General features: G+C 66.8%; 21 protein-coding genes and 1 tRNA gene. 17 read left to right on the top strand and 5 right to left on the bottom strand.

Going from position 1 to position 22812, the window contains the following annotated elements:
• Positions 1 to 231 precede the first annotated feature (231 nt).
• Positions 232 to 684: a DUF6362 family protein gene (locus KQ910_RS27335; protein WP_369408456.1), complete on the top strand. Its 453-nt coding sequence runs from the start codon at positions 232 to 234 to the stop codon at positions 682 to 684.
• On the opposite strand, the gene ggt is transcribed toward KQ910_RS27335, so the two are convergent.
• The 3 genes from ggt to KQ910_RS26425 all read right to left on the bottom strand — a co-directional run bounded on the left by ggt (position 681) and on the right by KQ910_RS26425 (position 3339).
• Positions 681 to 2288 carry a gamma-glutamyltransferase gene (ggt, locus tag KQ910_RS26415; protein WP_216967089.1) on the bottom strand — a complete coding sequence of 536 codons (1608 nt, stop codon included), beginning with the start codon at positions 2286 to 2288 and terminating at the stop codon, positions 681 to 683. The two genes, KQ910_RS27335 and ggt, sit on opposite strands and share 4 nt — an antisense overlap.
• A gap of 213 nt (positions 2289 to 2501) precedes the next feature.
• A tRNA-Ile gene (locus KQ910_RS26420) sits at positions 2502 to 2577 on the bottom strand.
• A 54-nt stretch (positions 2578 to 2631) separates the two neighbouring features.
• Positions 2632 to 3339, bottom strand: coding sequence for a response regulator (locus KQ910_RS26425; protein WP_229601034.1), 708 nt, complete (start codon positions 3337 to 3339; stop codon positions 2632 to 2634).
• Between the two features lie 114 nt (positions 3340 to 3453).
• Between KQ910_RS26425 and KQ910_RS26430 the strand changes: the two genes are divergently transcribed.
• Positions 3454 to 5598 (top strand): ATP-binding protein, encoded by a 2145-nt coding sequence (locus KQ910_RS26430; RefSeq protein ID WP_216967092.1) that lies wholly within the window; start codon positions 3454 to 3456, stop codon positions 5596 to 5598.
• Positions 5595 to 5918 (top strand): Hpt domain-containing protein, encoded by a 324-nt coding sequence (locus tag KQ910_RS26435; RefSeq protein ID WP_216967095.1) that lies wholly within the window; start codon positions 5595 to 5597, stop codon positions 5916 to 5918. Before KQ910_RS26430 ends, KQ910_RS26435 begins: the two co-directional genes overlap by 4 nt.
• Here the strand turns inward: KQ910_RS26435 and KQ910_RS26440 are convergent, their stop codons facing one another.
• Positions 5919 to 6833, bottom strand: a complete 915-nt coding sequence (locus KQ910_RS26440; RefSeq protein ID WP_216967098.1) for a PaaI family thioesterase — start codon at positions 6831 to 6833, stop codon at positions 5919 to 5921. It lies immediately after the preceding gene.
• Between the two features lie 78 nt (positions 6834 to 6911).
• Between KQ910_RS26440 and KQ910_RS26445 the strand changes: the two genes are divergently transcribed.
• The 6 genes from KQ910_RS26445 to KQ910_RS26470 all read left to right on the top strand — a co-directional run bounded on the left by KQ910_RS26445 (position 6912) and on the right by KQ910_RS26470 (position 16348).
• The gene (locus KQ910_RS26445; RefSeq protein WP_216967101.1) at positions 6912 to 7697 is read left to right on the top strand and encodes an enoyl-CoA hydratase; all 786 of its coding nucleotides are present in this window, start codon (positions 6912 to 6914) and stop codon (positions 7695 to 7697) included.
• Between the two features lie 19 nt (positions 7698 to 7716).
• The gene (locus KQ910_RS26450; RefSeq protein WP_216967104.1) at positions 7717 to 9516 is read left to right on the top strand and encodes an acyclic terpene utilization AtuA family protein; all 1800 of its coding nucleotides are present in this window, start codon (positions 7717 to 7719) and stop codon (positions 9514 to 9516) included.
• A gap of 232 nt (positions 9517 to 9748) precedes the next feature.
• A complete protein-coding gene (locus KQ910_RS26455; RefSeq protein WP_216967107.1) occupies positions 9749 to 10441 on the top strand; it encodes a CerR family C-terminal domain-containing protein in 693 nt (230 codons plus the stop codon).
• 66 nt (positions 10442 to 10507) lie between these two features.
• Complete coding sequence (locus KQ910_RS26460; RefSeq protein WP_216967111.1) at positions 10508 to 12043, top strand: efflux transporter outer membrane subunit; 1536 nt, start codon at positions 10508 to 10510, stop codon at positions 12041 to 12043.
• 55 nt (positions 12044 to 12098) lie between these two features.
• Entirely contained in the window at positions 12099 to 13229 is a 1131-nt protein-coding gene (locus KQ910_RS26465) for an efflux RND transporter periplasmic adaptor subunit (protein WP_216967114.1), read from the top strand.
• 23 nt (positions 13230 to 13252) lie between these two features.
• Positions 13253 to 16348 carry an efflux RND transporter permease subunit gene (locus KQ910_RS26470; protein WP_216967117.1) on the top strand — a complete coding sequence of 1032 codons (3096 nt, stop codon included), beginning with the start codon at positions 13253 to 13255 and terminating at the stop codon, positions 16346 to 16348.
• A 1-nt stretch (position 16349) separates the two neighbouring features.
• Here the strand turns inward: KQ910_RS26470 and KQ910_RS26475 are convergent, their stop codons facing one another.
• The gene (locus tag KQ910_RS26475; protein ID WP_216967120.1) at positions 16350 to 17234 is read right to left on the bottom strand and encodes a haloalkane dehalogenase; all 885 of its coding nucleotides are present in this window, start codon (positions 17232 to 17234) and stop codon (positions 16350 to 16352) included.
• Between the two features lie 18 nt (positions 17235 to 17252).
• On the opposite strand from KQ910_RS26475, the gene KQ910_RS26480 reads away from it, so the two are divergent.
• Genes KQ910_RS26480 through KQ910_RS26515 form a run of 8 tightly spaced genes read left to right on the top strand, consistent with a single transcriptional unit; the run spans position 17253 to position 22692 of the window.
• Positions 17253 to 17408, top strand: a complete 156-nt coding sequence (locus KQ910_RS26480; protein ID WP_216967124.1) for a hypothetical protein — start codon at positions 17253 to 17255, stop codon at positions 17406 to 17408.
• Between the two features lie 34 nt (positions 17409 to 17442).
• Positions 17443 to 17997, top strand: coding sequence for a dCTP deaminase (gene dcd / locus KQ910_RS26485; protein ID WP_216967127.1), 555 nt, complete (start codon positions 17443 to 17445; stop codon positions 17995 to 17997).
• 12 nt (positions 17998 to 18009) lie between these two features.
• Entirely contained in the window at positions 18010 to 19293 is a 1284-nt protein-coding gene (gene murA / locus KQ910_RS26490) for a UDP-N-acetylglucosamine 1-carboxyvinyltransferase (RefSeq protein WP_216967129.1), read from the top strand.
• A 5-nt stretch (positions 19294 to 19298) separates the two neighbouring features.
• On the top strand, positions 19299 to 19724 hold the full coding sequence (locus tag KQ910_RS26495; RefSeq protein WP_216967132.1) for a DUF2948 family protein: 426 nt from the start codon (positions 19299 to 19301) through the stop codon (positions 19722 to 19724).
• Positions 19725 to 19772: 48 nt separating this feature from the next.
• Positions 19773 to 20453 carry an ATP phosphoribosyltransferase gene (hisG, locus tag KQ910_RS26500; RefSeq protein WP_068192083.1) on the top strand — a complete coding sequence of 227 codons (681 nt, stop codon included), beginning with the start codon at positions 19773 to 19775 and terminating at the stop codon, positions 20451 to 20453.
• Positions 20443 to 21741: a histidinol dehydrogenase gene (gene hisD, locus KQ910_RS26505; protein ID WP_216967135.1), complete on the top strand. Its 1299-nt coding sequence runs from the start codon at positions 20443 to 20445 to the stop codon at positions 21739 to 21741. The genes hisG and hisD overlap by 11 nt, the downstream gene beginning before the upstream one ends.
• Before the next feature lie 2 nt (positions 21742 to 21743).
• Positions 21744 to 22235, top strand: a complete 492-nt coding sequence (locus KQ910_RS26510) for a UPF0262 family protein (protein WP_216967137.1) — start codon at positions 21744 to 21746, stop codon at positions 22233 to 22235.
• A gap of 13 nt (positions 22236 to 22248) precedes the next feature.
• Complete coding sequence (locus tag KQ910_RS26515) at positions 22249 to 22692, top strand: arsenate-mycothiol transferase ArsC (RefSeq protein WP_216967140.1); 444 nt, start codon at positions 22249 to 22251, stop codon at positions 22690 to 22692.
• The last annotated feature ends 120 nt before the right edge of the window (positions 22693 to 22812 follow it).

Consider the following 22812-nt stretch of genomic DNA (forward strand, 5'->3'; position numbering starts at 1 on the left):
CCGACCACGAAAGTCGGGGTGATTTCACTTGGAGGCCGGGCCCTGACCTTACGCAGTGCGCCTTTCTCGGGATCGATAACTCGCTCGCAAGAGGATCAGGTCTGTGGTTTGAGATTCTTCGCTTCTTCCGAATTTTTTAAGCATCGAAGAGTCCACCTAGCGTCTCGATCCTTACCGCTGACAACGCATCGCATTCAACAACGCCAAGCCAGTTGTATTCGCAATTAAGATTTGACTAGCGCCAGGCATCTTTGGCCTACGGCAGTGGTGCGCAGCCGTATGGAAATAGCACTTAACTGGGCAGCTTGGCTCGAGCCCGTCGATGCGAAGATCGTGTGGCTACGGGCCGGCGGGACGCGGTGGAAGGAAATCTGCTGGGAAATCGGCCTGGCACGCGTTGCGGCGCACGAGCACTGGCTCTACGCGCTCTGCGTCATCGCGTGGCGGCCGAATGGCAGGGAACGGGTAAAGAACATCGGCAGGCGGAGTCTGATTGCGCGAGGCCGGAGGCGAGGAGGACCCAGCGGTGCCTCTGTAGTAGGCATTGCAAGAAACAGAGAAGCGAGCCGCTCGGGATTGGCCCGCTCCGCTCAATCTTTGGGTTTCACGCTTTCGGCGAGAAAGACCGGGCCTCGGGACTGCGCCGCTCGTCCTTGCTCTCCTTGTGCAGCCACAGCCCGCTAATACCCGATCGCGGCGCCATCGCTGCGCGGATCCGAGCCGCCGACGCGCAGGCCGCTGACCGGGTCCACGGTGATGCCGTGGGCGTGGCCTGCGAGTTCGTTCCAGGCGCCCCAGCGATTGACCATGTGGCCGCGTCGTTCGAGCTCGGCAATGGTCTCGGCCGGAATGCGTCCCTCGACGTGCAGCGTGTCGCGTGGCTCACCGATAGCGAAGCGGCCGGACAGGAATCGCGGTGTCTCAAGCGCCTCCTGGATGTCCTGACCGTGGTCGATCAGGGCGAGATAGGTTTGCAGATGGATCTGGGGCTGGCCGTCGGCGCCCATGCAGCCCACCACAGCCCACAGCCTGTCGTCGCGGAACGCCATCGAGGCGATCAGCGTGTGCAATGGCGTCTTGCCGGGCTCGACCCGGTTGGGGCTCTTGGGATCGAGCGAGAAATAGGCCGAGCGATTCTGTAAGACAATTCCGGTGTGACCCGCGACGACCGCGGCGCCGAAACCGCCATAAAGGGAATGGATCATCGACACCGCATTGCCCTCGGCGTCGACGACGGCGATGTAGACCGTGTCACCGGCCAGGCTGCCGTAGGAGGGGATCTTGTCCCACGGCAAGGCTCGGGCCGGGTCCATCAGAGCGCGCCGCTCATCAGCATACTTCTTTGATATCAGGCGCTCCATCGGTACAGACGCGAAGCGTGGATCGGCGAGATGACGGTCGCGGTCGTGATAGGCAAGCTGCTTGGCCTGGACCATCAGATGCACATAGTCGGGGCCCAGAAAGGGCTTCCTGTGCATCTCCATTGGCTCAAGCAGGTTCAGCATCTCCAGCACAGCGAAGCCCTGCGTGGGTGCCGGCGTTTCGTAGATCGTGACGTCGCGGTAGCTGCCTTTCAGCGGTTCGCCCCAGCGCGCGTTCTGCGCTTTTAGGTCATCCAGAGTAAAGAAGCCGTCATTGGCTTTCGACCAACGCGCCAATTCGCCCGCTACTTCACCCTCATAGAAGCCGTGCCAGCCGTCACTGGCGATCGCCTCCAGGGTCCTTGCGAGATCGGGGTTGGTGAGGATCGCACCGTCCTTCAGGAAGATGGCCGCCGCTTCGGGGCTTTTCGCCAATTCCTCACGCGCCAGTTCGCGCCAGTAGGCAAGCCGCGCCGTCACCGGGAAGCCATTGCGGGCGTAGCCGATGGCGCTCTCCAGGCAGCGCTTCAAAGGCAAGCGACCATAGGCGGCGTGAGCCATGCCCCAGCTTGCGACCGCGCCTGGAACAGTGAGGGTGCCGGGCAGTACGCCGCGATAGGGTATCTCGGCTAGGCCGCGCCGGGCGAAGGCTTCGATCGTGCCGGCCGCGGTAGCACGTCCGCCGCCGTCGATGTAGCGTACGGCACCGGTCTTGGCTTCATGGACAAGCAAGAACGCGTCACCGCCCACGCCCGTCATATGCGGATAGAGCACCGAAAGCGCGGCGCTGGTGGCGATCGCGGCATCGACCGCCGATCCGCCTGCTCTCAACACATCGACGCCGGCCTGTGACGCCAGTGAATGGGGGGATGTAACCATACCGTTGGGCGCGAGGGTGGCCGGACGGCCGGTGCGAATATCAACCATGAAGATTTCTTAGCCGACTGGTCTGCTCTCCCGCAACGCGGCCCGGCATATCAGGCAGACGGAACATTTGCGGCGCAGAAACCGTAGACCGTGAGTCTGTGAAGCCACCGGGAGTCGGACACATAAAACTGCATGCGAGAAGTGCCCGCGGAGGCGGCCTCTTTGGGGGGCACCGGCTACGCCACGCCGCCGGTATTCGCGGCGGCGGGTGGTTGGTAGGCCCGGCAGGATTCGAACCTGCGACATAACCGTTATGAGCGGCTCGTTCTAACCGCTGAACTACGGGCCCCCGCAACCGTCCGGCCGCGCCCCGGGCGGGCCGGGGCCGGACCTTATAGCGCGGCTATTCGGCGGGCGGCACGAACATATAGCCGACCCCGCGCACCGTGCGGATCACCGTCGGCTTGTCGGGCGCCGGCTCGATCTTGCGGCGGATGCGCGTGATCCGGAGGTCGATCGCCCGGTCGAACGGGTCGCGGGCGCGGTGGCTGGTCGTCTCGAGCAGCCAGTCGCGCGACAGCGGCCGGTTGGGGTTCTCGGCGAAGGTCTTCAGGATGTCGAACTCGCCCGAAGTCAGCGGCACGTCGCCGTTCTCGGCGTCGACGAGCTGGCGCTTGGACAGGTCGAGCATGTGGCCCCCCATGCGCACGCGCTCCAGGCGGGAGGGGGTCGACTTGTTCACCGAACGGCGCAGCACGCTCTTGCAGCGGGCGAGCAGCTCGCGCGGCTCGTAGGGCTTGGCGACGTAGTCGTCGGCGCCGCTCTCCAGCCCCAGCACCTTGTCTACCGGGTCGGCCGACGCGGTCAGCATGATGATGCCGACGCGGGTGCTGGTCTCGCGCAGCCAGCGGGCCAGGGCGAAGCCGTCCTCCGGCCCGGGGAGCTGGACGTCCAGCAGGACGAGGTCCGGCATGGCTCGCGAGATCTGGCGGCGCATCTGGGCGCCGTTCTCGACGGCTGTGACCTTGAGGTCGTGTTGAGTGAGATAGGCCTCCGAGGCCTTGCGCTGGAACGCGTCGTCCTCGACCAGCAAAATCGACGGTTGCTGCATGATTTTACCAAAATGAATGAACTCTAATGCCATCAAAATAACACTATTTCTCAAGGAATTATATTGTTTTCTTAATATGTTTGATACGATTGGCGATCCTTGAGGAGCAGAGCCATGTCGATCGTCACCGCTGCCCCGCCTGTTGCCGGGGCGGACGCGTCGCCGGACGCGTCGCCGGGCGAGGCGCAGGCGGCGGCTCGGCAGGATCTGTTCGTCCGCGCGGAACTGGTGCGGCGGCTGTTCGAGGGCTCGGCGCCGTCCCGCTATTTCGCCTTCGTTCTGTGGCCGGTGATCGCCGCCATCTACTGGCGGCAGATGAATCCTGTCGAACTGGCCGGGCCCTTCGTGGCCTATCTCCTGGTCACCTTCGGCTTCGACCTGCTGCGCCACAATTTCGGGCGCGCCCGCCCGGATGACGCCCAGGCGTTGCGCTGGGGCTGGTGGTTCGCGGGCTTCTCGTTCCTCGGCGGCGCCTGCTGGGGCTGGGCGGGCTTCCTGCTGGCCTCCAAGGATTTCGAACTGCAGCGCATGCTGCTGGGGCTGGTCCTGCTCGCCACCGTCACCACGGCGGTGCCGATCCGCTCGGCGCATCCGCCGACCTTCTATGCCTTTGCCGCCGCGACCGCGGCGCCGCTGCTGCTGGTGCTGATCGCCTCGGGCGGGCCGTTCTACCAGCTCGTCGGCATCGCCGGCGCCGCCTATGTCGGTCACCTGATGGCCTATGTGCGCGACGTGCATCGCTGGCAGTACGACAATATCGCGCTGGCCTACGACAAGGAGGATCTCGCGCGCCGCCTGCAGGTCGCCTACGACGCCGCCCTGGCGGCGCAACGCGAAGCCGAGAAGGCCAACCAGGCCAAGTCGACCTTCCTGGCCACCATGAGCCACGAGATCCGCACGCCGATGAACGGCGTGCTGGGCATGATCGATGTCCTGGAGCGCACCCCGCTCACGCTGGAGCAGCGCGAATCGCTGGGCACGGTCCGCTATTCCGCCTCCGCGCTGTTGCGCATCATCGACGACATCCTGGACTTCTCGAAGATCGAGGCGGGGCATCTCGACCTCGAGCCGATCGACTTCTCCACGGTCGAGCTGATCGAGGGCGTGGCCGAGGCGATGGCGGCCCGGGCGGACGAGAAGGGACTGGTCCTGTCGGCCTTCGTGGCGCCCGACGTGCCGGCGCGCGCGATCGGCGATCCGCTGCGCCTGCAGCAGATCCTCTTCAACCTGCTGGGCAATGCCCTGAAGTTCACCGAGCACGGCTCGGTCCGCCTCGTGCTCGAACGTGCACCGGCCGCGCCGGGGCCATCGGGTGCGCCGGCCGGCCTCGCGCTCCGCATCAGGGTCGCCGACACCGGCATCGGCCTGACGGCGGCCCAGCGCGATCGGCTGTTCCAGCCCTTCGTGCAGGCCGACAGTTCGACGACGCGGCGCTTCGGTGGCACCGGGCTCGGCCTGTCGATCGTACGCCGCCTGGCCGAGGCGATGCGCGGAAGCGTGGCGATCGAGAGCGAGCCGGGCGTCGGGTCCACCTTCATCGTCGACGTGATGCTGGACAGTGCGCCGGACCGGGCGGCTCCTGTCGCTCTGCCTCTGGATGGTCTCGCGCTCGTGCTGTCGATGCCGGATCCCGAGGAGGGTGCTGCGCTCGCCCGCTACCTGCGCGATGCCGGCGCGGAAGTCGATGTCGTCGTGTCGAACCTCGCGGCGATGAGCGTCGAGGGATCCGGCGTGCGGATCCCCTTGGCTGACCTGAGGCGGCCCTGGCGCCGCGACGGGCTGGTGCGGGCAATTGCCCGGACCACCGGACGCGCTGCTTCATCCGCCGTCTCGTCCGCAGCACCTGCTCCGGCCGGGCGCCTGCAGGGCCGCGTCCTCGTGGTCGACGACAATTCGGTCAATCGCAGGATCCTGGCGCGGCAGCTCGAGCTTGCCGGCGCCTCGACGGACGTGGCGGCCGGCGGCGCGGAGGCGTTCGAAATGTTGCGCGCGCGTCGTTACGACCTCGTGCTGGCCGACCTTCAGATGCCCGACATGGACGGCTTCGAGATGGCACGACGGATCCGGGCTGGCGAAGCGGCGGACGGCCGGGCGCGCCTGCCGATCCTCGCCATCACCGCCAGCACGCTCGAGGACGAGGAGCAGCGCAGCCGCGCGGCCGGCATGGACGGCTTCATCACCAAGCCCGTCGGCATCGAGCAGTTGCGCGCCACGCTCGACGTATGGCTGCCGGAAGCGGCCCGCGAGCGTGCGGCATGAGCGGTGCCTACGATCGCGGCAGACTCGTCGAGCTGTTCGGCGATGACGCGTCCACCTTGGCCGAGATCGAACGCGAATTCCTCGATACGGCGCGGGAGGCGGCCGTCGAGATCCGGGGCACGGAAGATTTGGAGCGGATCGCGAAGGCGGCGCACCGCGTGAAGGGCGCGTCCGGCATGATCGGAGCGGATGCCTTGAGCCGGGTCGCGGCGGCCATCGAGCAGGCCGCCCGGGCGTGCGACCTGCCCGCTGTGCGCCGTCTCGACACGCGTTTCAGCGACGAGGTGACGAGGGTCGCGTCGCAGGTCGCCGCAGCCTGATCAGCGGCGCGGCCGCAGCATCACCGTCGCGGAGTAGGAGAGCAGGGCGCGACCGTCCTGTTCCAGCAGGCCGCGCAGGAAGGCGATCGACTTGCCCTGCTTGGGGACCTCGACACGGGTGACGAGGGGCGCGGAGATGTTGCCTGCGGCCAGGAACTCCGCCGCGAAGGAGACCGTGGCGGGCGCGAGGTCGCTCGTCAGGGCCGCCGCGCGCGTAATCGCGGTATCGGCGAAGCTCATCATGTAGCCGCCATGCAGGGCGCCGCCGGAATTGCACATGCGGGCGAGCGTCGGCTGGACCAGCGAGGCGCCGTCGGCCTCCTTGCGCACATAGGCCGGACCGATATGCGTGGAATAGGCGCTGGCCTTGTACGGCTCGAAGCCCTCCGGCACGACCTGCGGCGGCAGCGCGACCCGCGACGGGGCCTGTTCGTCCTTGCGCGCCATCGCCTTGGCGCGCGCCACGTGGCGGCACACGCCCGACCACAGCGCGACGGTGCGGCCTTCCTGGGTGATCGAGCCGCGCGCGAAGGCCAGGCGGCCCGTCACCTGCAGCGGCTCGCCGCGCGCTTCGAGCGGCGGCCCGATGCGGGCGCCGTTCAGGAACTCGACGGCGATGCTCACCGTCATGGCGAACGAAGTGTTGGTCCCGCCGTCGGCCGCGCGTCCCGCCACGATGCACAGCGCGTAGTCGGCCAGGGTGAGGATGCCGCCGCCATGCACGCCACCCATGTAGTTGCCGTGACGCGGCAGCGTCGGCAGCACGCAATGAACTGTGTCGGCCTTTCGCGCATCGCCCTGGAGCGCGAAGAAGAACGGCCCGACATGGTCCTCGAACGGATCGGGCGGCACGAAGACGGTGTAGCGGGAGAGGTCTATGCCCCAGGAGGCAAGGTCGGGAATGGTGTCGGGCATTGGCTCTTGTGAAGCATCGTTGGCGGGTTCTAATAGAAGATAATTACCCAATCACAAAGAGCCACGGAGCGAAACGTCATGGCCGAATCCGCCCACAAGATCGAGGTTCGTCGCGACAAGCGCGACGCCGGCGTGGTCGCCCATCTCGTGTTCGACAATGCGCGGCGTCTCAACGTCCTCAACCCGTCGGCCCTGCACGATCTCACCGCGACGTTCCATGCTCTGTCGGCCGAGGAGGACCTTCGTGTCGTCGTCTTCTCGGGCGCGGGTGGCCGCGCCTTCATCGGCGGCGCCGACATCAACCACATGGCGGGGATGCGCTCGTCCGAGGACGGTCGCGCCTTCATCACCATGGTCCACAAGCTCTGCCAGTCGATCCGCGACTGTCCCGTGCCGGTGATCTGCCGCCTCGAAGGCTACACGCTGGGCGCCGGCCTCGAAGTGGCGGCCGCCTGCGACCTGCGCATCGCCACCGACACGGCGCATTTCGGCATGCCCGAGGTCAAGGTCGGCATTCCCTCCGTGGTCGAGGCGGCGCTGCTGCCGCGCCTGATCGGCTGGGGTCGCACCTCGTGGCTGCTGCTCACCGGCGAGAACATCGACGCCCGCAAGGCCGAGGCCTGGGGCATGATCGAGGAGAGGGTCGAGACGGCGAAGATCGACGCCGCGATCGAGCGCTGCGTGCATTCGATCGTCGATGCGACGCCGCTCGCCGTGCGCGCGCAGAAGCGCCTGATGCGGCGTTGGGAGCGGTTGCCGCTCGACGAGGCGGTGCAGGCTGGCATCGATTCCTTCGCCCAGTCCGTCGCCGAGGGCGAGCACATCGAGCGCATGGGGGCGTTCGTCAATCGCAAGAAGAAGTAAGATCACGGAGGGCTGCGCCATGAGTGAGAAGACGGTCCGCATCGGCTGCCATTCGGGCTTCTGGGGCGACACCGAGACCGCCGCGGTGCAGCTCGTGCGGCATGGCAACGTCGACTATCTGGTGAGCGACTATCTCGCCGAAGTCACCATGTCGATCATGGCGGCGCAAAAGCTGCGCAACCCGCAGGCGGGCTATGCCGTCGACTTCGTGTCGGTCGTGATGGCGCCGCTGGCGCGCGAGATTGCCGAGAAGAAGATCAAGGTCGTGACCAATGCCGGCGGCGTCAATCCGCTGGCATGCCGCGACGCGGTGCTCAAGGCCTGCGAGGCGGCGGGCGTCACGCTCAAGGTCGCGGTGGTACTGGGCGACGACATCCTGCCGCGCGTCGACGAGTTTCGCGCCGCCGGCATCCGCGAGATGGATACCGGCGCGGAGCTTCCGGCGAAAATCGCCAGCATGAACGCCTATCTCGGCGGCTTCCCGATCGCGCGTGCGCTTTCCGAAGGCGCCGACGTCGTCATCACGGGACGCTGCGTCGATTCGGCCGTGACGCTGGGCGCGCTGATCCACGCCTTCTCGTGGACGCCGGAGGAGTTCGACCGGCTGGCCGCCGGCACGCTGTGTGGCCACATCATCGAGTGCGGCGCGCAGTGCAACGGCGGCAACTTCACCGATTGGCGGCTGGTGCCGGACTACGACAACATGGGTTTCCCGATTGCCGAAGTGTCGAGCGACGGCAGCTTCGTGCTCTCCAAGCCGGACGATACCGGCGGCCTGATCACCACCGCGACGGTCGCCGAGCAGATGCTCTACGAGATCGGCGATCCGCGCGCCTATATGGTGCCGGACGTGGTCTGCGACTTCACCCACGCCACCTACGAGCAGGTCGGCAAGGATCGCGTGCGCGTCAGCGGCGCGAAGGGCCGGCCGCCCACCGACACCTACAAGGTCTCGACCACCTGGCCCGACGGCTACAAGTTCAGTTCGATCTTCATGCTGGGTGGACGCGAGGCGGTGGCCAAGGGACGCCACAGCGCCGAGTCGATCATCAAGAAGACGCGCCGCATGTTCGCCGAGAAGGGCATGGCCGACTATCGCGACGTCAGCATCGAAGTGATCGGCAGCGAGGCGACCTATGGGCCGCACGGCCGTACACCCGACGCGCGCGAGGTGGTGGTGAAGATCGCCGCGAGGCACGACCAGAAGGAAGCGCTCGGGCTGCTCGGCCGCGAGATCTCGCCGATGTCGACCGGCGGCGTGGTCGGCATGACCGGCAGCTTCGGCGCGGGCCGCGTCTCGCCGTCGCCGGTCATCCGCATGTTCTCCTGCCTCGTGCCGAAGACGATGGTGCCGGTCACCGTCGACGTCGCCGGTCACCGGATCGCGTTGCAGGAGGGTGCCCGCAGTGGCGGCTTCACGGCGGCACAGTTGCCGGTCGAAGCGCCTGCGGCTTCGCCGTCGCGGGCCGGCGACACGACCACCGTACCGCTGATCGCGCTGGCCTACGGTCGCTCGGGCGACAAGGGCGACAATGCCAACATCGGCATCTTCGCGCGCCGGCCTGAGTACGAGCCGATCCTCGAGGCCGAGGTGACGGAGGAGGCCGTGGCGAAGTACTTCGCCCACCGCATCGAGGGGCCGGTCACGCGCTGGCGGCTGCCCGGCATCAAGGGCTTCAACTTCCTGCTGCGCCAGGCGCTGGGCGGCGGCGGCATGGCCTCGCTCAAGGCCGATCCCCTGGCCAAGGCCTTCGCGCAGATGCTCCTCGACATGCCGGTGCGTGTGCCGAAGTCGCTCGCGACGAAGCTCTCTTCCTGAACCCGGCTCGCCGCCCGGTTACGGCCTGAGAGGAAGACGCTCGGTCTGGCGATCGCCGGATTGAGAACCCGCGTCGCATCGATCCCGAAAACTCAGCGATTCCAGGCGCCTTCGGCGAGGGTCGACAATAGCGAATGCTTCTAATTTGCGCGATGCAAGATAATATCTATCGATTGACATAGTATATCGGACGATATTAAACCAGCTCAGCTTAACGCTGTTCAGGGAATTTATGATCGAGCCACAAACGACCGGCCGTGGTCGCCCAGCCACCCAGGCAAGAGGGGAAGATTCGCGGCGGCGCATTCTCGAAAGCGCGCTCGATCTCTTCGCCGCTCACGGATACGAGGGCGCGAGCACCCGGCAGATCGCCGAGGGTGCGGGCGTGAACCTGCCGGCCATCCAGTACTATTTCGGCAACAAGGAAGGCCTCTACCGGGCCATCATCGAAGACATCGTGGCCGACACCGAGCGGCACATGGCCGGATTGTCGCCCCGCGTGCGGGCCGCGCTCGACCGGGCCGATGTCACCCCGGCCGAACTGACCGAACTCCTGTGCGACATGCTGGAAACCTTCGTCACCCTGGTGACCAGCGGCGCGCAGGTCGAAAGCCGCCGTCTGTTCTTCGCCCGCGCCGAGGTCGAGGAGACGCCCGGTCTAGACCGGCTGCATGACAACGGCATGCGGCAGATCTTCAATCCCTGCCTCGCCCTGTTGGCGCGCCTTCACGGCAGGTCGGAGGCCGATCAGGAGATGACGATGCGGACGATGGCCCTGATCGGCCAGGTCGTCATCTTCTGCAGCAACAACAAGCGCCCCATCCTTGCGGCGGCCGGCCTCGACGGCGAGAGCGTCCGCCTGATCAAGCTGATCGTGCGCGAACACACGCTCGCCATCTGCCGCGCCGCCGTGTCGGCCCGATAGTGCTTCACGAGTACGCCCGCGAGTACGCCCACGAGTACGCCCACGAGTAAGCCCACGAGTAAGCCCATGTCCAAGCGTTCGCCTTTCCTCGCCACCTTCACGGCGCTCCTCCTCGCCGGCTGCACCTCCGGCCCGGATTTCGTGAAGCCGGACAAGCCGACATCGACCGCATACACACCCGAAGCCCTGGCGCCTCAGACGAGTTCAGCGGCGGGACCGGGCGGGGCGGCGCAGACCTTCGTGCCGGAGAAGGACATTCCCGGCGAATGGTGGACGCTGTTCCAGTCGCAGCAGCTCGACACGCTGGTCCGCGAAGCGATGCAGGCCAATCCCGACGTCGATGCCGCGCAGGCCGCGCTGCGTCAGGCGCGCGAGAATTTCTTCGCCCAGCAGGGCAGCCTGTTCCCGACGCTCAGCGCCAACGGCTCGGGCCAGCAGCAGCTCGCTTCGCCGGCGGCGCAGGGACAAGTGGGATCGGGCACCATCTTCGGCGTAACCGCCGCGTCGGTGAACATCTCCTATGCGCCCGACGTGTTCGGCGGCGTGCGGCGCCAGGTCGAATCGAAGGAAGCGCTGGCGGAAGTCCAGCGCTTCCAGCTCGAAGCGACCTACCTGACGCTCACCTCCAACGTCGTGGTGGCCGCGATCAACCTCGCCTCGCTGCAGGCGCAGATCGACGCGACCAAGGGCATCATCGCCATCCTCAACAACTCGCTGTCCGTGGTGCGACGCCAGTTCGACCTGGGCGGCGCCTCGCGCGCCGACGTGCTGGCGCAGGAAGCCGCGCTCACGCAGACGCAGGCAACCCTGCCGCCCCTGCAGAAGCAGCTCGCCCTGCAGCGCAACCAGTTGATGCGCCTGGTCGGCCGGACGCCTGACCAGGATCGCGGCGAGAGCTTCGATCTCGCCAAGCTGAAGCTGCCGCAGGAACTGCCGCTCAGCCTGCCTTCGACGCTGGTCGAGCAGCGGCCCGACGTGCGCGCCGCCGAGGCGCAACTCCGCTCCGCCAGCGCCGACATCGGCGTCGCCGTTTCCAACCAGATGCCGCAGTTCACGATCACGGGCCTGCTGGGATTCACCTCGGGCGGCATCGGTTCGCTGCTCGTGCCCGGCGCGGGCGTGTGGAGTATCGGCCTCGGCATTGCGCAGACCGTGTTCGACGGCGGCCGGCTCGACAGCCAGCGCAAGGCGGCGATCGCCGCCTACGAGCGTGCCGCCGCGCAGTATCGCGGCGTCGTGCTGTCGGCGTTCCAGGACGTCGCCAATGCCTTGCGCGCCCTGCAGGCCGACGCCGACACGCTGCGCGCGCAGGTCGCGGCCGAACAGACGGCCGCGGCGAGCCTCAGGCTGTCCGAACAGCAGTATCAGCTGGGCGCGGTGAATTACCTGATCCTGCTGAACGCCCAGCAGACCTATCAGACGGCGGTCATCAACCGGCTGCGCGCGCAAGCGGCGCGCTACTCCGACACGGCGGCGCTGTTCCAGGCGCTGGGAGGCGGCTGGTGGAACCGCAGCGACGTCGATCCGAAATCCATGGGCACGCCGTCGCGCTTCACGCTACCGCCCGTCCAGGACATCAGGCTCCCGCGCGCCGGTCACTGACCGGCCGCTTCATCGCAATCAGACCAGTCATCCAGATCAACTCAAGAGGCATACGATGATCAAGCGAATGCTCATCATGCTCATTCTCGTCGGCGCGGTGCTCGGCGGGTTGTTCGGCTTCAAGACCTTCGTCAACGGCAAGATCCAGGAAGCGATGGCCGGCATGGCCAACATGCCCCAGACCGTCTCCGCGACGAAGGCCGAGACGAGCGACTGGCAGCCGAAGATCGATGCGGTTGGCAGCCTGCGTGCCGTACGCGGCGCCGAGCTGTCGCTCGAGGTGCCAGGCGTGGTCGAGACCATCAGCTTCCAGTCGGGCGACGAAGTGAAGGCGGGCCAGGTGCTGCTGACCCTGCGCAAGGAGGACGAGGAGGCCCGGCTGCAATCGCTTGAGGCGACGGCATCGCTGGCGCAGATCACCTACGACCGCGATGTGAAGCAACTCAAGGCGCAGGCGATCAGCCAGGCCATCGTCGACAACGACGAAGCCAACCTGCGCAATGCCAGGGCGCAGGTCGCCGTCCAGAAAGCGATCCTCGACAAGAAGACGCTGCGCGCGCCGTTCGACGGCAAGCTCGGCCTCCGCCAGGTCGACCTCGGTCAGTTCCTCTCGGCCGGCACCGAGATCGCCACCCTACAGTCGCTCGATCCGACCTTCATCGACTTCCTGCTGCCGCAGCAGGCGGTGGCGCAGATCACGGTCGGTGAGAAGGTGCGGGCGAAGGTCGATGCCTTCCCCGGTCGCACCTTCGAAGGAAAGATCACCGCCATCAACCCGAAGATCGATACGGGCAGCCGCAACGTGCAGGTGCGGGCCACGGTGTCGAATGCCGACCAGAAGCTGCTGCCCGGCATGTTCGCCACGGTCGAACTCGATACCGGCACGGCGCAGCGGCTGGTGACGCTGCCGCAGACCGCGGTGAGCTACAATCCCTACGGCTCGCTGGTCTACATCGTCGATGAAAAGGGCCAAGGGCCCGACGGCAAGCCGCAGCTCGCCGCGCGCCAGGTCTTCGTCACGACGGGCGCCACGCGCGGCGACCAGGTCGCGATCGTGAAGGGCGTCTCGGAGGGCGACACGGTCGTGACCTCCGGCCAGATCAAGCTGCGCAACGGCGTGCCGGTGGTCGTGAACAACAGCGCCGTACCGACCAACGACGCCGCGCCGAAGATCGTCGACAAGTAATCCAGCCCGCAGGACATCGTCCCATGAAGTTCACCGACATCTTCATCCGCCGCCCGGTGCTGGCGTGCGTGGTGAGCCTGCTGATTCTCGTCGTCGGCCTGCGCGCCATCAGCGCCCTGCCGGTGCTACAGTATCCGCGCACTGAGAACGCCGTCGTCACGGTCACGACGACCTATTACGGTGCCGATCCCGACGTCATCGCGGGCTTCATCACCACGCCACTGGAGCAGGCGATCGCCCAGGCCAACGGCATCGACTACATGACGTCGACCAGCCAGAGCGGCGTCAGCACCATCACGGTCTACCTGCGGCTCAACTACGATTCGAGCAAGGCGCTGACCGAGATCAACACCAAGGTCAGTTCGGTGCTGAACCGGTTGCCCCCGGGCACGCAGCAGCCCGTGTTGACGGTGAAGATCGGCCAGACGATCGACGCGATGTATATCGGCTTCAACAGCACCGAACTCGCGCCCAACCAGATCACCGACTACCTCGTCCGCGTCGTGCAGCCCAAGCTGCAGGCGGTCGAGGGCGTGCAGACGGCCGAGCTGCTGGGCGCCAAGAACTTCGCGCTGCGCGCCTGGCTCGATCCGCAGAAGCTCGCGGCCTACGGGCTGACCGCCGCCGATGTCAGCCAGGCGCTGACGGCGAACGACTACATCGCAGGCCTCGGCACGACCAAGGGCCAGATGGTGCAGGTCACCCTCAAGGCCTCGACGGCGCTGAGTTCGCTCGAGGAATTCCGCAACCTGGTGCTGAAGCAGGACAAGGGCGCGATCGTCCGCCTGAGCGACGTCGCCAATGTGACCCTGGGCTCCGACGACTACGAATCCGAGGTGAGTTTCGACGGCCAGAAGGCGGTCTATATCGGCATCCAGGTCGCGCCGGCCGCCAACCTGCTCGACGTCATCGCCGGTGTCCGCAAGATCTTTCCCGAGATCCAGGCGCAGCTTCCGCAGGGGCTGAACGGGCAGATCATCTATGACTCTACGGAGTTCGTGAACTCCTCGATCGAGGAGGTGATCCGGACCCTGATCGAGGCGCTGGTAATCGTGACCCTCGTGGTCTTCGCGTTCCTGGGGTCGGTGCGATCGGTGATCATCCCGGTCATCGCCATCCCGCTGTCGCTGATCGGTACCTTCGCGATGATGGCGGCCTTCGGCTTCTCGATCAATCTGCTGACCCTGCTGGCGCTGGTGCTGGCGATCGGCCTGGTGGTCGACGATGCCATCATCGTGGTCGAGAACGTGAACAGGCATCTGGAGGAGGGGCAGAAGCCTTTCCCGGCCGCCATCCAGGCGGCGCGCGAGCTGGGTGGGCCGATCATCGCCATGACCGTGGTGCTGATCGCGGTCTATGTGCCGATCGGCTTCCAGCGCGGCCTGACCGGCGCGCTGTTCACCGAGTTCGCCTTCACGCTGGTCGGCGCGGTCACCATCTCGGCGATCGTGGCGCTGACGCTCTCGCCCATGATGTGCTCGCGCATGCTGAAGCCGCACACCGAGAACGATCGTGGCCTCGAGGCTCGCCTGATCCGCGGCATCGACCGCGTGTTCGACAGCCTGCGCCGCGGCTACTCGCGCTGGCTGACGGGCAGCCTCAACTATCTGCCGGTGACGGCGGTCTTCGCCGTGCTGGTGCTGGGCAGCATCGTCTTCCTCTATTCGGCGACCAGCAGCGAGCTGGCGCCGCAGGAGGACCAGGGCGTCATCATCGCCTTTGCGACCTCGGCGCCCAACTCGACCATCGACCAGCGCCAGATCTATTCCCGCGAGATCTACAAGATCGGCGCCGGCCATCCCGAGACCGATCACGTCTTCCAGCTCGACGTGCCCGGCCAGTCGATTGCGGGCTACGTGCTGAAGCCGTGGGACCAGCGCGCGATGACCTCCAATCAGCTCCAGCCGATCGTGCAGCAGCAGCTGGCGGGCATCGCCGGCGCGCAGGTCGTGGCCTTCCAGCCGCCGCCGCTGCCGGGCTCGACCGGGCTGCCGATCCAGTTCGTGATCAACACGACCGGCGGGTTCGACGCACTGAACGACGTGGCGCAGAAGTTCCTGCAGGAGGCGCTCGCCACCGGCCGGTTCATCTTCCTGAATACCGACCTCAAGATCGATGCGCCGCAGGCCACCGTGGTGATCGATCGCGAAAAGGCGGCCCAGCTCGGGCTGAAGATGAGCGACATCGGCGGCGCGCTGGGCTCGATGCTGGGCGGCGGCTACGTCAACTACTTCGCGCTCGACGGCCGGTCCTACAAGGTGATCCCGCAGGTCCAGCAGTCCTCGCGGCAGAACATCGACCAGATCCTCGACTATCACATCAAGGCGGCCGACGGTTCCTCGGTGCCGCTGTCGACGGTCGCGAAGATCGTCACCAAGGCGATCCCGCAGTCGCTCAACCACTTCCAGCAGCTCAACAGCGCCACTATCCAGGGCGTGGCCTTTCCCGGCGTGTCGCAGGCCGAGGCGCTGGAGACGTTGAAGGAGCTGGCGCAGCGCACGCTGCCGCAGGGCTATTCCATCGACTACGGCGGCGCGTCTCGGCAGTACATCCAGGAGACCGGCGGCTTCATCGTCACCTTCGGCTTCGCCCTGATCATCATCTACCTGTCGCTCGCGGCGCTGTTCGAGAGCTTCCGCGATCCGCTGATCATCCTGTTCTCGGTGCCGATGTCGATTGCCGGCGCACTCATCTTCCTGATGGCGCTCAGCACGATCGGCATGCCGGGCGCGACCCTGAACATCTACACCCAGGTCGGGCTCGTGACCCTGATGGGCCTGATCAGCAAGCACGGCATCCTGATCGTCGAGGTCGCGAACGAGTTGCAGGAAGCCGGCAAGTCGCGGCGCGAGGCCATCCTCGAGGCGGCTTCCATCCGTCTCCGCCCGATCCTGATGACGACCGCGGCGATGGTGCTGGGCGTGGTGCCGCTGATCGTGGCGACCGGCGCGGGCGCACTGTCGCGGTTCTCGATGGGCCTGGTGATCGCGAGCGGCTTGGCCGTCGGTACGCTGTTCACCCTGTTCGTGGTGCCGGCCGTCTATGTGATGCTGGCGGCCGACCATTCGAAGAAGCGCGGCGACGAGCCGCTCACCGGTGTTCCGGCGGCGGGCGATTGAGTTAGAGCTGCTTCAGGGCCTCGCGGGCGATTTCATCGCCCCATTCCTGAACGAAGTGGCCGCCATCGGTGATTTCCACCGGCGGCGGACAATTGCGGATGACGGAGTGAAGTTCGCGCATGATCGGTGGGCCCAGGACCGGATCCTTCATGCCGATCGCCATCAGGCTCTTACCGGCCCAGCGCTCGCGCCAGAAGGTCCGGGCCTCGCGGGAGAGGTCGGCACCGCCGGCGTCCGGCCGGTCAGGCACCAGATTGGGGAAGCGTCGGACGCCCGCCTTGTAGGAACCGTCCGGATAGGGCGCGCCATAGGCGGCCGCTTCGGCGTCGGAAAGGTGCGGGCAGGCGCGCTTCATCAGGGCGGCAATGTTCAGGTCGGGATTGCGGTTGGAGAAGTCGCGCCAGGCGAGGAACCCTGGGCCGAGCGGGCGATCGCCCGTGCCGAGGTCGGTGTTCATGACCAGCAGCCCCGTGTAGCGCTCGGGTGCCGCCATCGGCAGCGTCAGCCCGATCAGGCCGCCCCAGTCCTGCACGACCAGCACGATGTTGCGCAGGTCGAGCGCCTCGATCACGCCGAGCAGTGTGTCGCGATGGAACTCGAACGTGTAGACGGCCTCGTCTTTCGGCTTGTCCGACCGGCCGAAACCCAGGAAATCCGGCGCGACGGTCCGGTGCCCAGCGGCCGTGAAATGGGGGATCATGCGCCGGTAGAGATAGCTCCAGGTGGGCTGGCCGTGCAGGCAGAGGAAGGTTTTCCCCGAATTGCGGGGACCCTCGTCGACATAATGCAGGCGCAGCGCATCCGTCCGCGCGAGATAGTTCGGCCGGAAGGGCCAGTCCGGAAGATCGGCGAACCGCTCATCTGGCGTGCGCAGGGCCTCGATCAATGGTGTATCCTCCCCGCCATGACGGCCCCCTCCAAATCCCTTCCGCCGAAAGATGAACGCGCCGAACGGCTGGCTGCTGCTCTGCGTGAAAACCTGAAGCGGCGCAAGGCGCAGGCGCGCGCCAAGGGGGATGTCCCGAAGCCGGCGGACACCAGTGACAAGCCCGGCGGTTGAGCCGGCCCCCTCCCTCCTTTAGAAGCGCCTCCTGATGAGCATTCTTTCCGACCGCTGGATTCGCCGCATGGCGCAGGAGAAGGGCATGATCGAGCCCTTCGTCGACGCCCAGAAGCGGGAAGGGGTCATCTCCTACGGCCTGTCGTCCTACGGCTACGACGCCCGTGTCGGGAATGACTTCAAGATCTTCACCAACGTGAATTCCTCGATCGTCGATCCCAAGAACTTCGACCAGCAGAGCTTCGTCGACCGCAACACCGATGTCTGCGTCATCCCGCCCAATTCCTTCGCACTGGCGCGGACGGTCGAATATTTCCGCATCCCGCGTGACGTGCTGGTGATCTGCGTCGGCAAGTCGACCTATGCGCGCTGCGGGATCATCGTGAACGTGACGCCGCTGGAACCGGAGTGGGAGGGTCACGTGACCCTGGAATTCTCCAACACCACGCCGCTGCCCGCGAAGATCTACGCCAACGAGGGCGCGTGCCAGTTCCTCTTCCTCCAGGGCAACGAGCCCTGCGAGGTTTCCTACCGCGACAAGGCCGGGAAGTATCAAGGCCAGCGCGGCGTCACCCTGCCGAAAATCTGAGCGGAGGCGACCATGGACAAGATTCGCATCAGGGGCGGCCATCAGCTCAAGGGCCAGATCCGCATCTCCGGTGCCAAGAATGCGGCCCTGCCGCTGATGGTGGCGTCGCTGCTGACCGACAAGCCGCTGACGCTGCACAACGTGCCGCGCCTGGCCGACATCTCGACCATGATCCAGCTCCTGCAGCAGCATGGCGTGGAAGTCTCGGCGGCGGCCGGCGAGAACGGCCACAGCCACGGCACGACGCTGGTGCTGAAGGCGGCGAACATCACCTCGACCACCGCGCCCTACGACATCGTGCGCAAGATGCGCGCCTCGATGCTGGTGCTGGGCGTGCTGCTGGCGCGCGAGGGCCAGGCCAGGGTCTCGTTGCCGGGCGGCTGCGCCATCGGCGCGCGTCCCGTCGACCTGCACATCGCGGGTTTGAAGGCGATGGGCGCGGAGATCGACATCGACGGCGGCTACATGGTCGCCCGCGCGCCGAAGGGCCTGCGCGGCGGCCGCTACACCTTCCCCAAGGTGTCCGTGGGCGCGACCGAGGATCTGATGATCGCCGCCGCGCTGGCCAAGGGCACGACCGTGCTCGACAACGCCGCGCGCGAGCCCGAGATCACCAACCTCGCCGAGTGCCTGTCAGCGATGGGCGTGCCGATCGGCGGTATCGGCACCGAGACGCTCACCATCGAGGGCGTGACCTCGTTCAACGCCATCGAGCACGCGGTCATTCCCGATCGCATCGAGACCGGCACCTATGCCATGGCCGTCGCCATGACCGCGGGCGATGTCGAGCTGATCGGCGGCAAGGTCGACCTGATCGACACGGTGGCCTCCAGCCTGCGCGCCGCCGGCGTCACGCTGGAGGACACCGAGAAGGGCATGCGTGTCCACCGGACCAACGGCGCGCTGCGCGGCGTCGACGTGATGACCGAGCCGTTCCCCGGGTTCCCGACCGATCTCCAGGCGCAGATGATGGCGCTGATGACCCGCGCCGAGGGCGCGTCGATGATCACCGAGACGATCTTCGAGAGCCGCTTCATGCATGTGCCGGAACTGGCCCGCATGGGCGCCAACGTCACCATCCATCACCAGTCGGCGCTGGTGCGCGGCGTGCCGAAGCTGCGCGGCGCGGAGGTCATGGCGACCGACCTGCGCGCCTCGGTATCGCTGGCCATCGCCGGCCTGTCGGCGGAGGGCGACACGATGCTCCACCGCGTCTACCACCTCGACCGCGGTTTCGAGCGGCTGGAGGAGAAGCTCGGCGGCTGCGGCGCGGATATCGAGCGGCTGAAGGGCTGAGGCGCATGACGGGGAAGCTGAAACTGTCGGCGCTCGACGCCGACGACCTGGCCATCCTTTCGGCTGCCGTCCAGGACGCGCTGGTGGCGGTCCGCGACTGCGCCTACCTGAAGGACGAGAAGCGCTTCGTCCTGCTGCTGAACCGGTTCCGCTGGGAAGCCGACCCGGAGCAGGGGATCGGCCACTCCCGCACCCATTCCGCCCTCGTTTTCAACGAGGTGACGGCGGTGCGGCACCATGACATCCCGACCGGCGAGCCCGACCGGATGCTCGAAGTGCTGGCCGTGGTGCTGGAAAACGACCATTCAGTACTCGTGCGCTTCTCGGCCGGCCGGGCCATACGGCTGGAAATCGGCCGTCTCGCATGCCATTTGGGGGATGTCGGGGAGCCTTGGCCCACCCCGTGGAAGCCCGCCCACCCGGTCGAATAGCCTTTCCGGCTCCGGCGAGGGGCGGGCGTTCGTTACTGGAGATCAGTCGTGTCGAGCGAGGCTAACGAGAAGCTCATCCTGGCGCTGCCCAAGGGACGCATCCTCAAGGAGGCTGCCCCCGTCTTTGCGCGCGCCGGCATCGAACCGGAGGCGGCCTTCGCCGATCCGGACGCCCGCCAGCTCCGCTTCACGACCAACCATCCCGACCTCGACATCATTCGCGTCCGCTCCTTCGACGTCGCGACCTTCGTGGCCTTCGGGGCCGCGCATCTCGGCATCGCCGGCGCCGACGTGCTGATGGAGTTCGACTATCCCGAGATCTACGCACCGATCGATCTCGGCATCGGCAGGTGCCGGCTGGCCGTCGCCGAGCCGGTCGAGATGGCGGGCAGCGACGATCCGCGGCGCTGGAGCCACGTGCGCATCGCCACCAAGTATCCCGAGGTGACGCGCCGCCACTTCGCCGCGCGCGGCGTTCAGGCCGAGTGCGTGAAGCTGTCGGGCGCGATGGAACTGGCGCCCTCGCTCGGCCTCAGCCACCGCATCGTCGACCTCGTCGATTCCGGCCGCACGCTGAAGGACAACGGTCTGGTCGAGATCGAGCACATCGCCGACATCACCTCGCGCTTCATCGTGAACCGCGCCGCGCTCAAGACTCGGCCCGAGCGGGTCGGCCACTGGATCGACCGGTTCCGCGAAGTCGCCGCGGGAGTGGCCAGTGCCGCTTAGGCTCGACGCTTCGGCGCCGGGTTTCGAAAAGGAATTTTCGGCCTTCCTCGGGCGCAATCGGGACACCGACGAGAATGTGGACCGCGTCGTCGCCGGTATCGTGGCCGACGTGCGGGCGCGTGGCGACGCGGCGGTCGTCGATTACACCGCGAAGTTCGACTGGGCCGGCATCACCGTCGACAACATGCGCATCTCCGACGGCGAGCGTTCGGCTGCGGCGGAAAAAGTGCCGGCGGCGCAGCGCGAGGCGCTGACGTTCGCGGCCAGGCGCATCGAGGCTTTCCATCGCGCGCTCATGCCGAAGGACGTCGACTTCACCGACGCCACCGGCACGCGGCTCGGGGCGCGCTACCGTCCCGTCGATGCGGCCGGCGTCTACGTGCCGGGGGGCACGGCGGCCTATCCGTCGTCGGTGCTGATGAACATCGTGCCGGCCAAGGTCGCGGGCGTGGGGCGCATCGTGATGGTGGTGCCGACGCCCGGCGGCACGCTCAATCCGCTGGTCATGCTGGCCGCGGAGATCGCCGGGGCCGACGAAGTCTGGCGCATCGGTGGCGCGCAGGCCGTTGCCGCGCTCGCCTACGGCACGCAGTCGATCAAGCCGGTCGACAAGATCACGGGACCGGGCAATGCCTATGTCGCGGCCGCCAAGCGGCGTGTGTTCGGCCAGGTCGGCATCGACCTGATTGCCGGACCTTCGGAAATCCTGGTCGTCGCCGACCGGCACAACGACCCGCAGTGGATCGCGGCCGATCTCCTGTCGCAGGCCGAACACGATCCGTCCTCGCAGTCGGTGCTGATCGCCGACAATGCGGCTTTCGCGGACGCTGTCGTCCGCGCGGTCGAGGTCGAATTGGAGACCCTCGACCGTGCCGAGATTGCCGGCGCGAGCTGGCGCGACAATGGCGCGGTGATCCTGGTGCCGGACTTTGCCGCGGCACTGCCGATTGTCGACGCCATCGCCGCCGAGCACGTCGAACTGGCGATGGAAATGGCGGAGGCCGAAGCGCTGTCGGAGAAGATCCGTCACGCCGGCGCGATCTTCCTCGGTCGCCACACGCCCGAGGCGATCGGAGACTACGTTGCCGGCACGAACCATGTGCTGCCGACCTCGCGCGCCGCCCGCTTCTCGGGCGGGCTGGGCGTCGCCGACTTCCTGAAGCGTACCTCGCTGGTTGCCTGCACGCCGCAGTCGCTGGCCGCGCTCGGCCCGTCGGCGGTTGCGCTCGCCGACGCCGAAGGGCTTGGAGCACACGGCCGCTCGGTTTCGCTCCGGATGGGTCGCTAGCAATGCCGGCAGGGTCGACCCAAGACAAGGCGCGGCGAATCGTCGACGTCGTGCTGGATGAGGACTCGGTGGCCCGTCGCACACCCGAGGTCGAGCACGAGCGCGCCGTCGCGCTGTTCGACCTGATCGAGGAGAACGACTTCTCCCTTGTCGGCAGCCAGCCCGGTCCGTACCGCTTGCGCATCGGCATCTTCGAGCAGCGCCTCGTCTTCGACGTGCGCAACGAGACCGACGAGAAACTGCGCGACATCGTCCTGTCGCTGACGCCGTTCCGCAAGGTCGTGAAGGACTACTTCCTGATCTGCGAGAGCTACTACGCCGCCATCAAGAAGCTGGGACCGTCGCAGATCGAGGCACTCGACATGGGCCGGCGCGGCCTCCACAACGAGGGTTCCGAACTGCTGCGCGAGCGGCTCGACGGCAAGATCGAGGTCGATCACGACACGGCCCGCCGGCTGTTCACGCTGATCTGCGCGCTCCACATCAAATCGTGAGAGCTGCGGGGCGATGACCGGACTGCCCGCCAGCCTGCTCTTCGCCTGCAGCGAGAATTCGGTCCGGTCGCCAATGGCCGAGGCGCTGGCCAAGCGGCTTTACGGGCGGTCGCTCTATGTGGATTCGGTGGGGGTGCGCGCGAGCGAGGTCGATGGCTTCGCGGTGTCCGTCCTCGACGAACTCGACATCGACGTTCATCGCCACCATGCCAAGACGTTTGATGACGTCGATCCCGCCTCGTTCGACCTGATCGTCACCCTGTCGCCGGAAGCCCATCACAGCGCGCTCGAATTCACGCGTGGTACGGCGACCGAGGTGGAGTACTGGCCGACGCCCGACCCCAGTGCCGTGGAAGGGTCGCGGGAGATGCGACTCGATGCCTACCGTCACACCCGCGACCAGGTGCTGGCCCGACTGAAGGCGCGCTTCGGCGTCCCGATCACGCCTTCGGTCTAGAGCGTTTCACGTTTTGACGAGAGCATATCCGGCGCTGTGAATGTAGTTGCAGCATTCGGATTGTCGGATGGTCTTGAGAAGGTCTCCGATGTACCGCGAGAGGCCTTCGGGGGTGCGCTT

It is taken from the genome of Reyranella humidisoli (genome assembly GCF_019039055.1).
GTDB lineage: Bacteria > Pseudomonadota > Alphaproteobacteria > Reyranellales > Reyranellaceae > Reyranella > Reyranella humidisoli.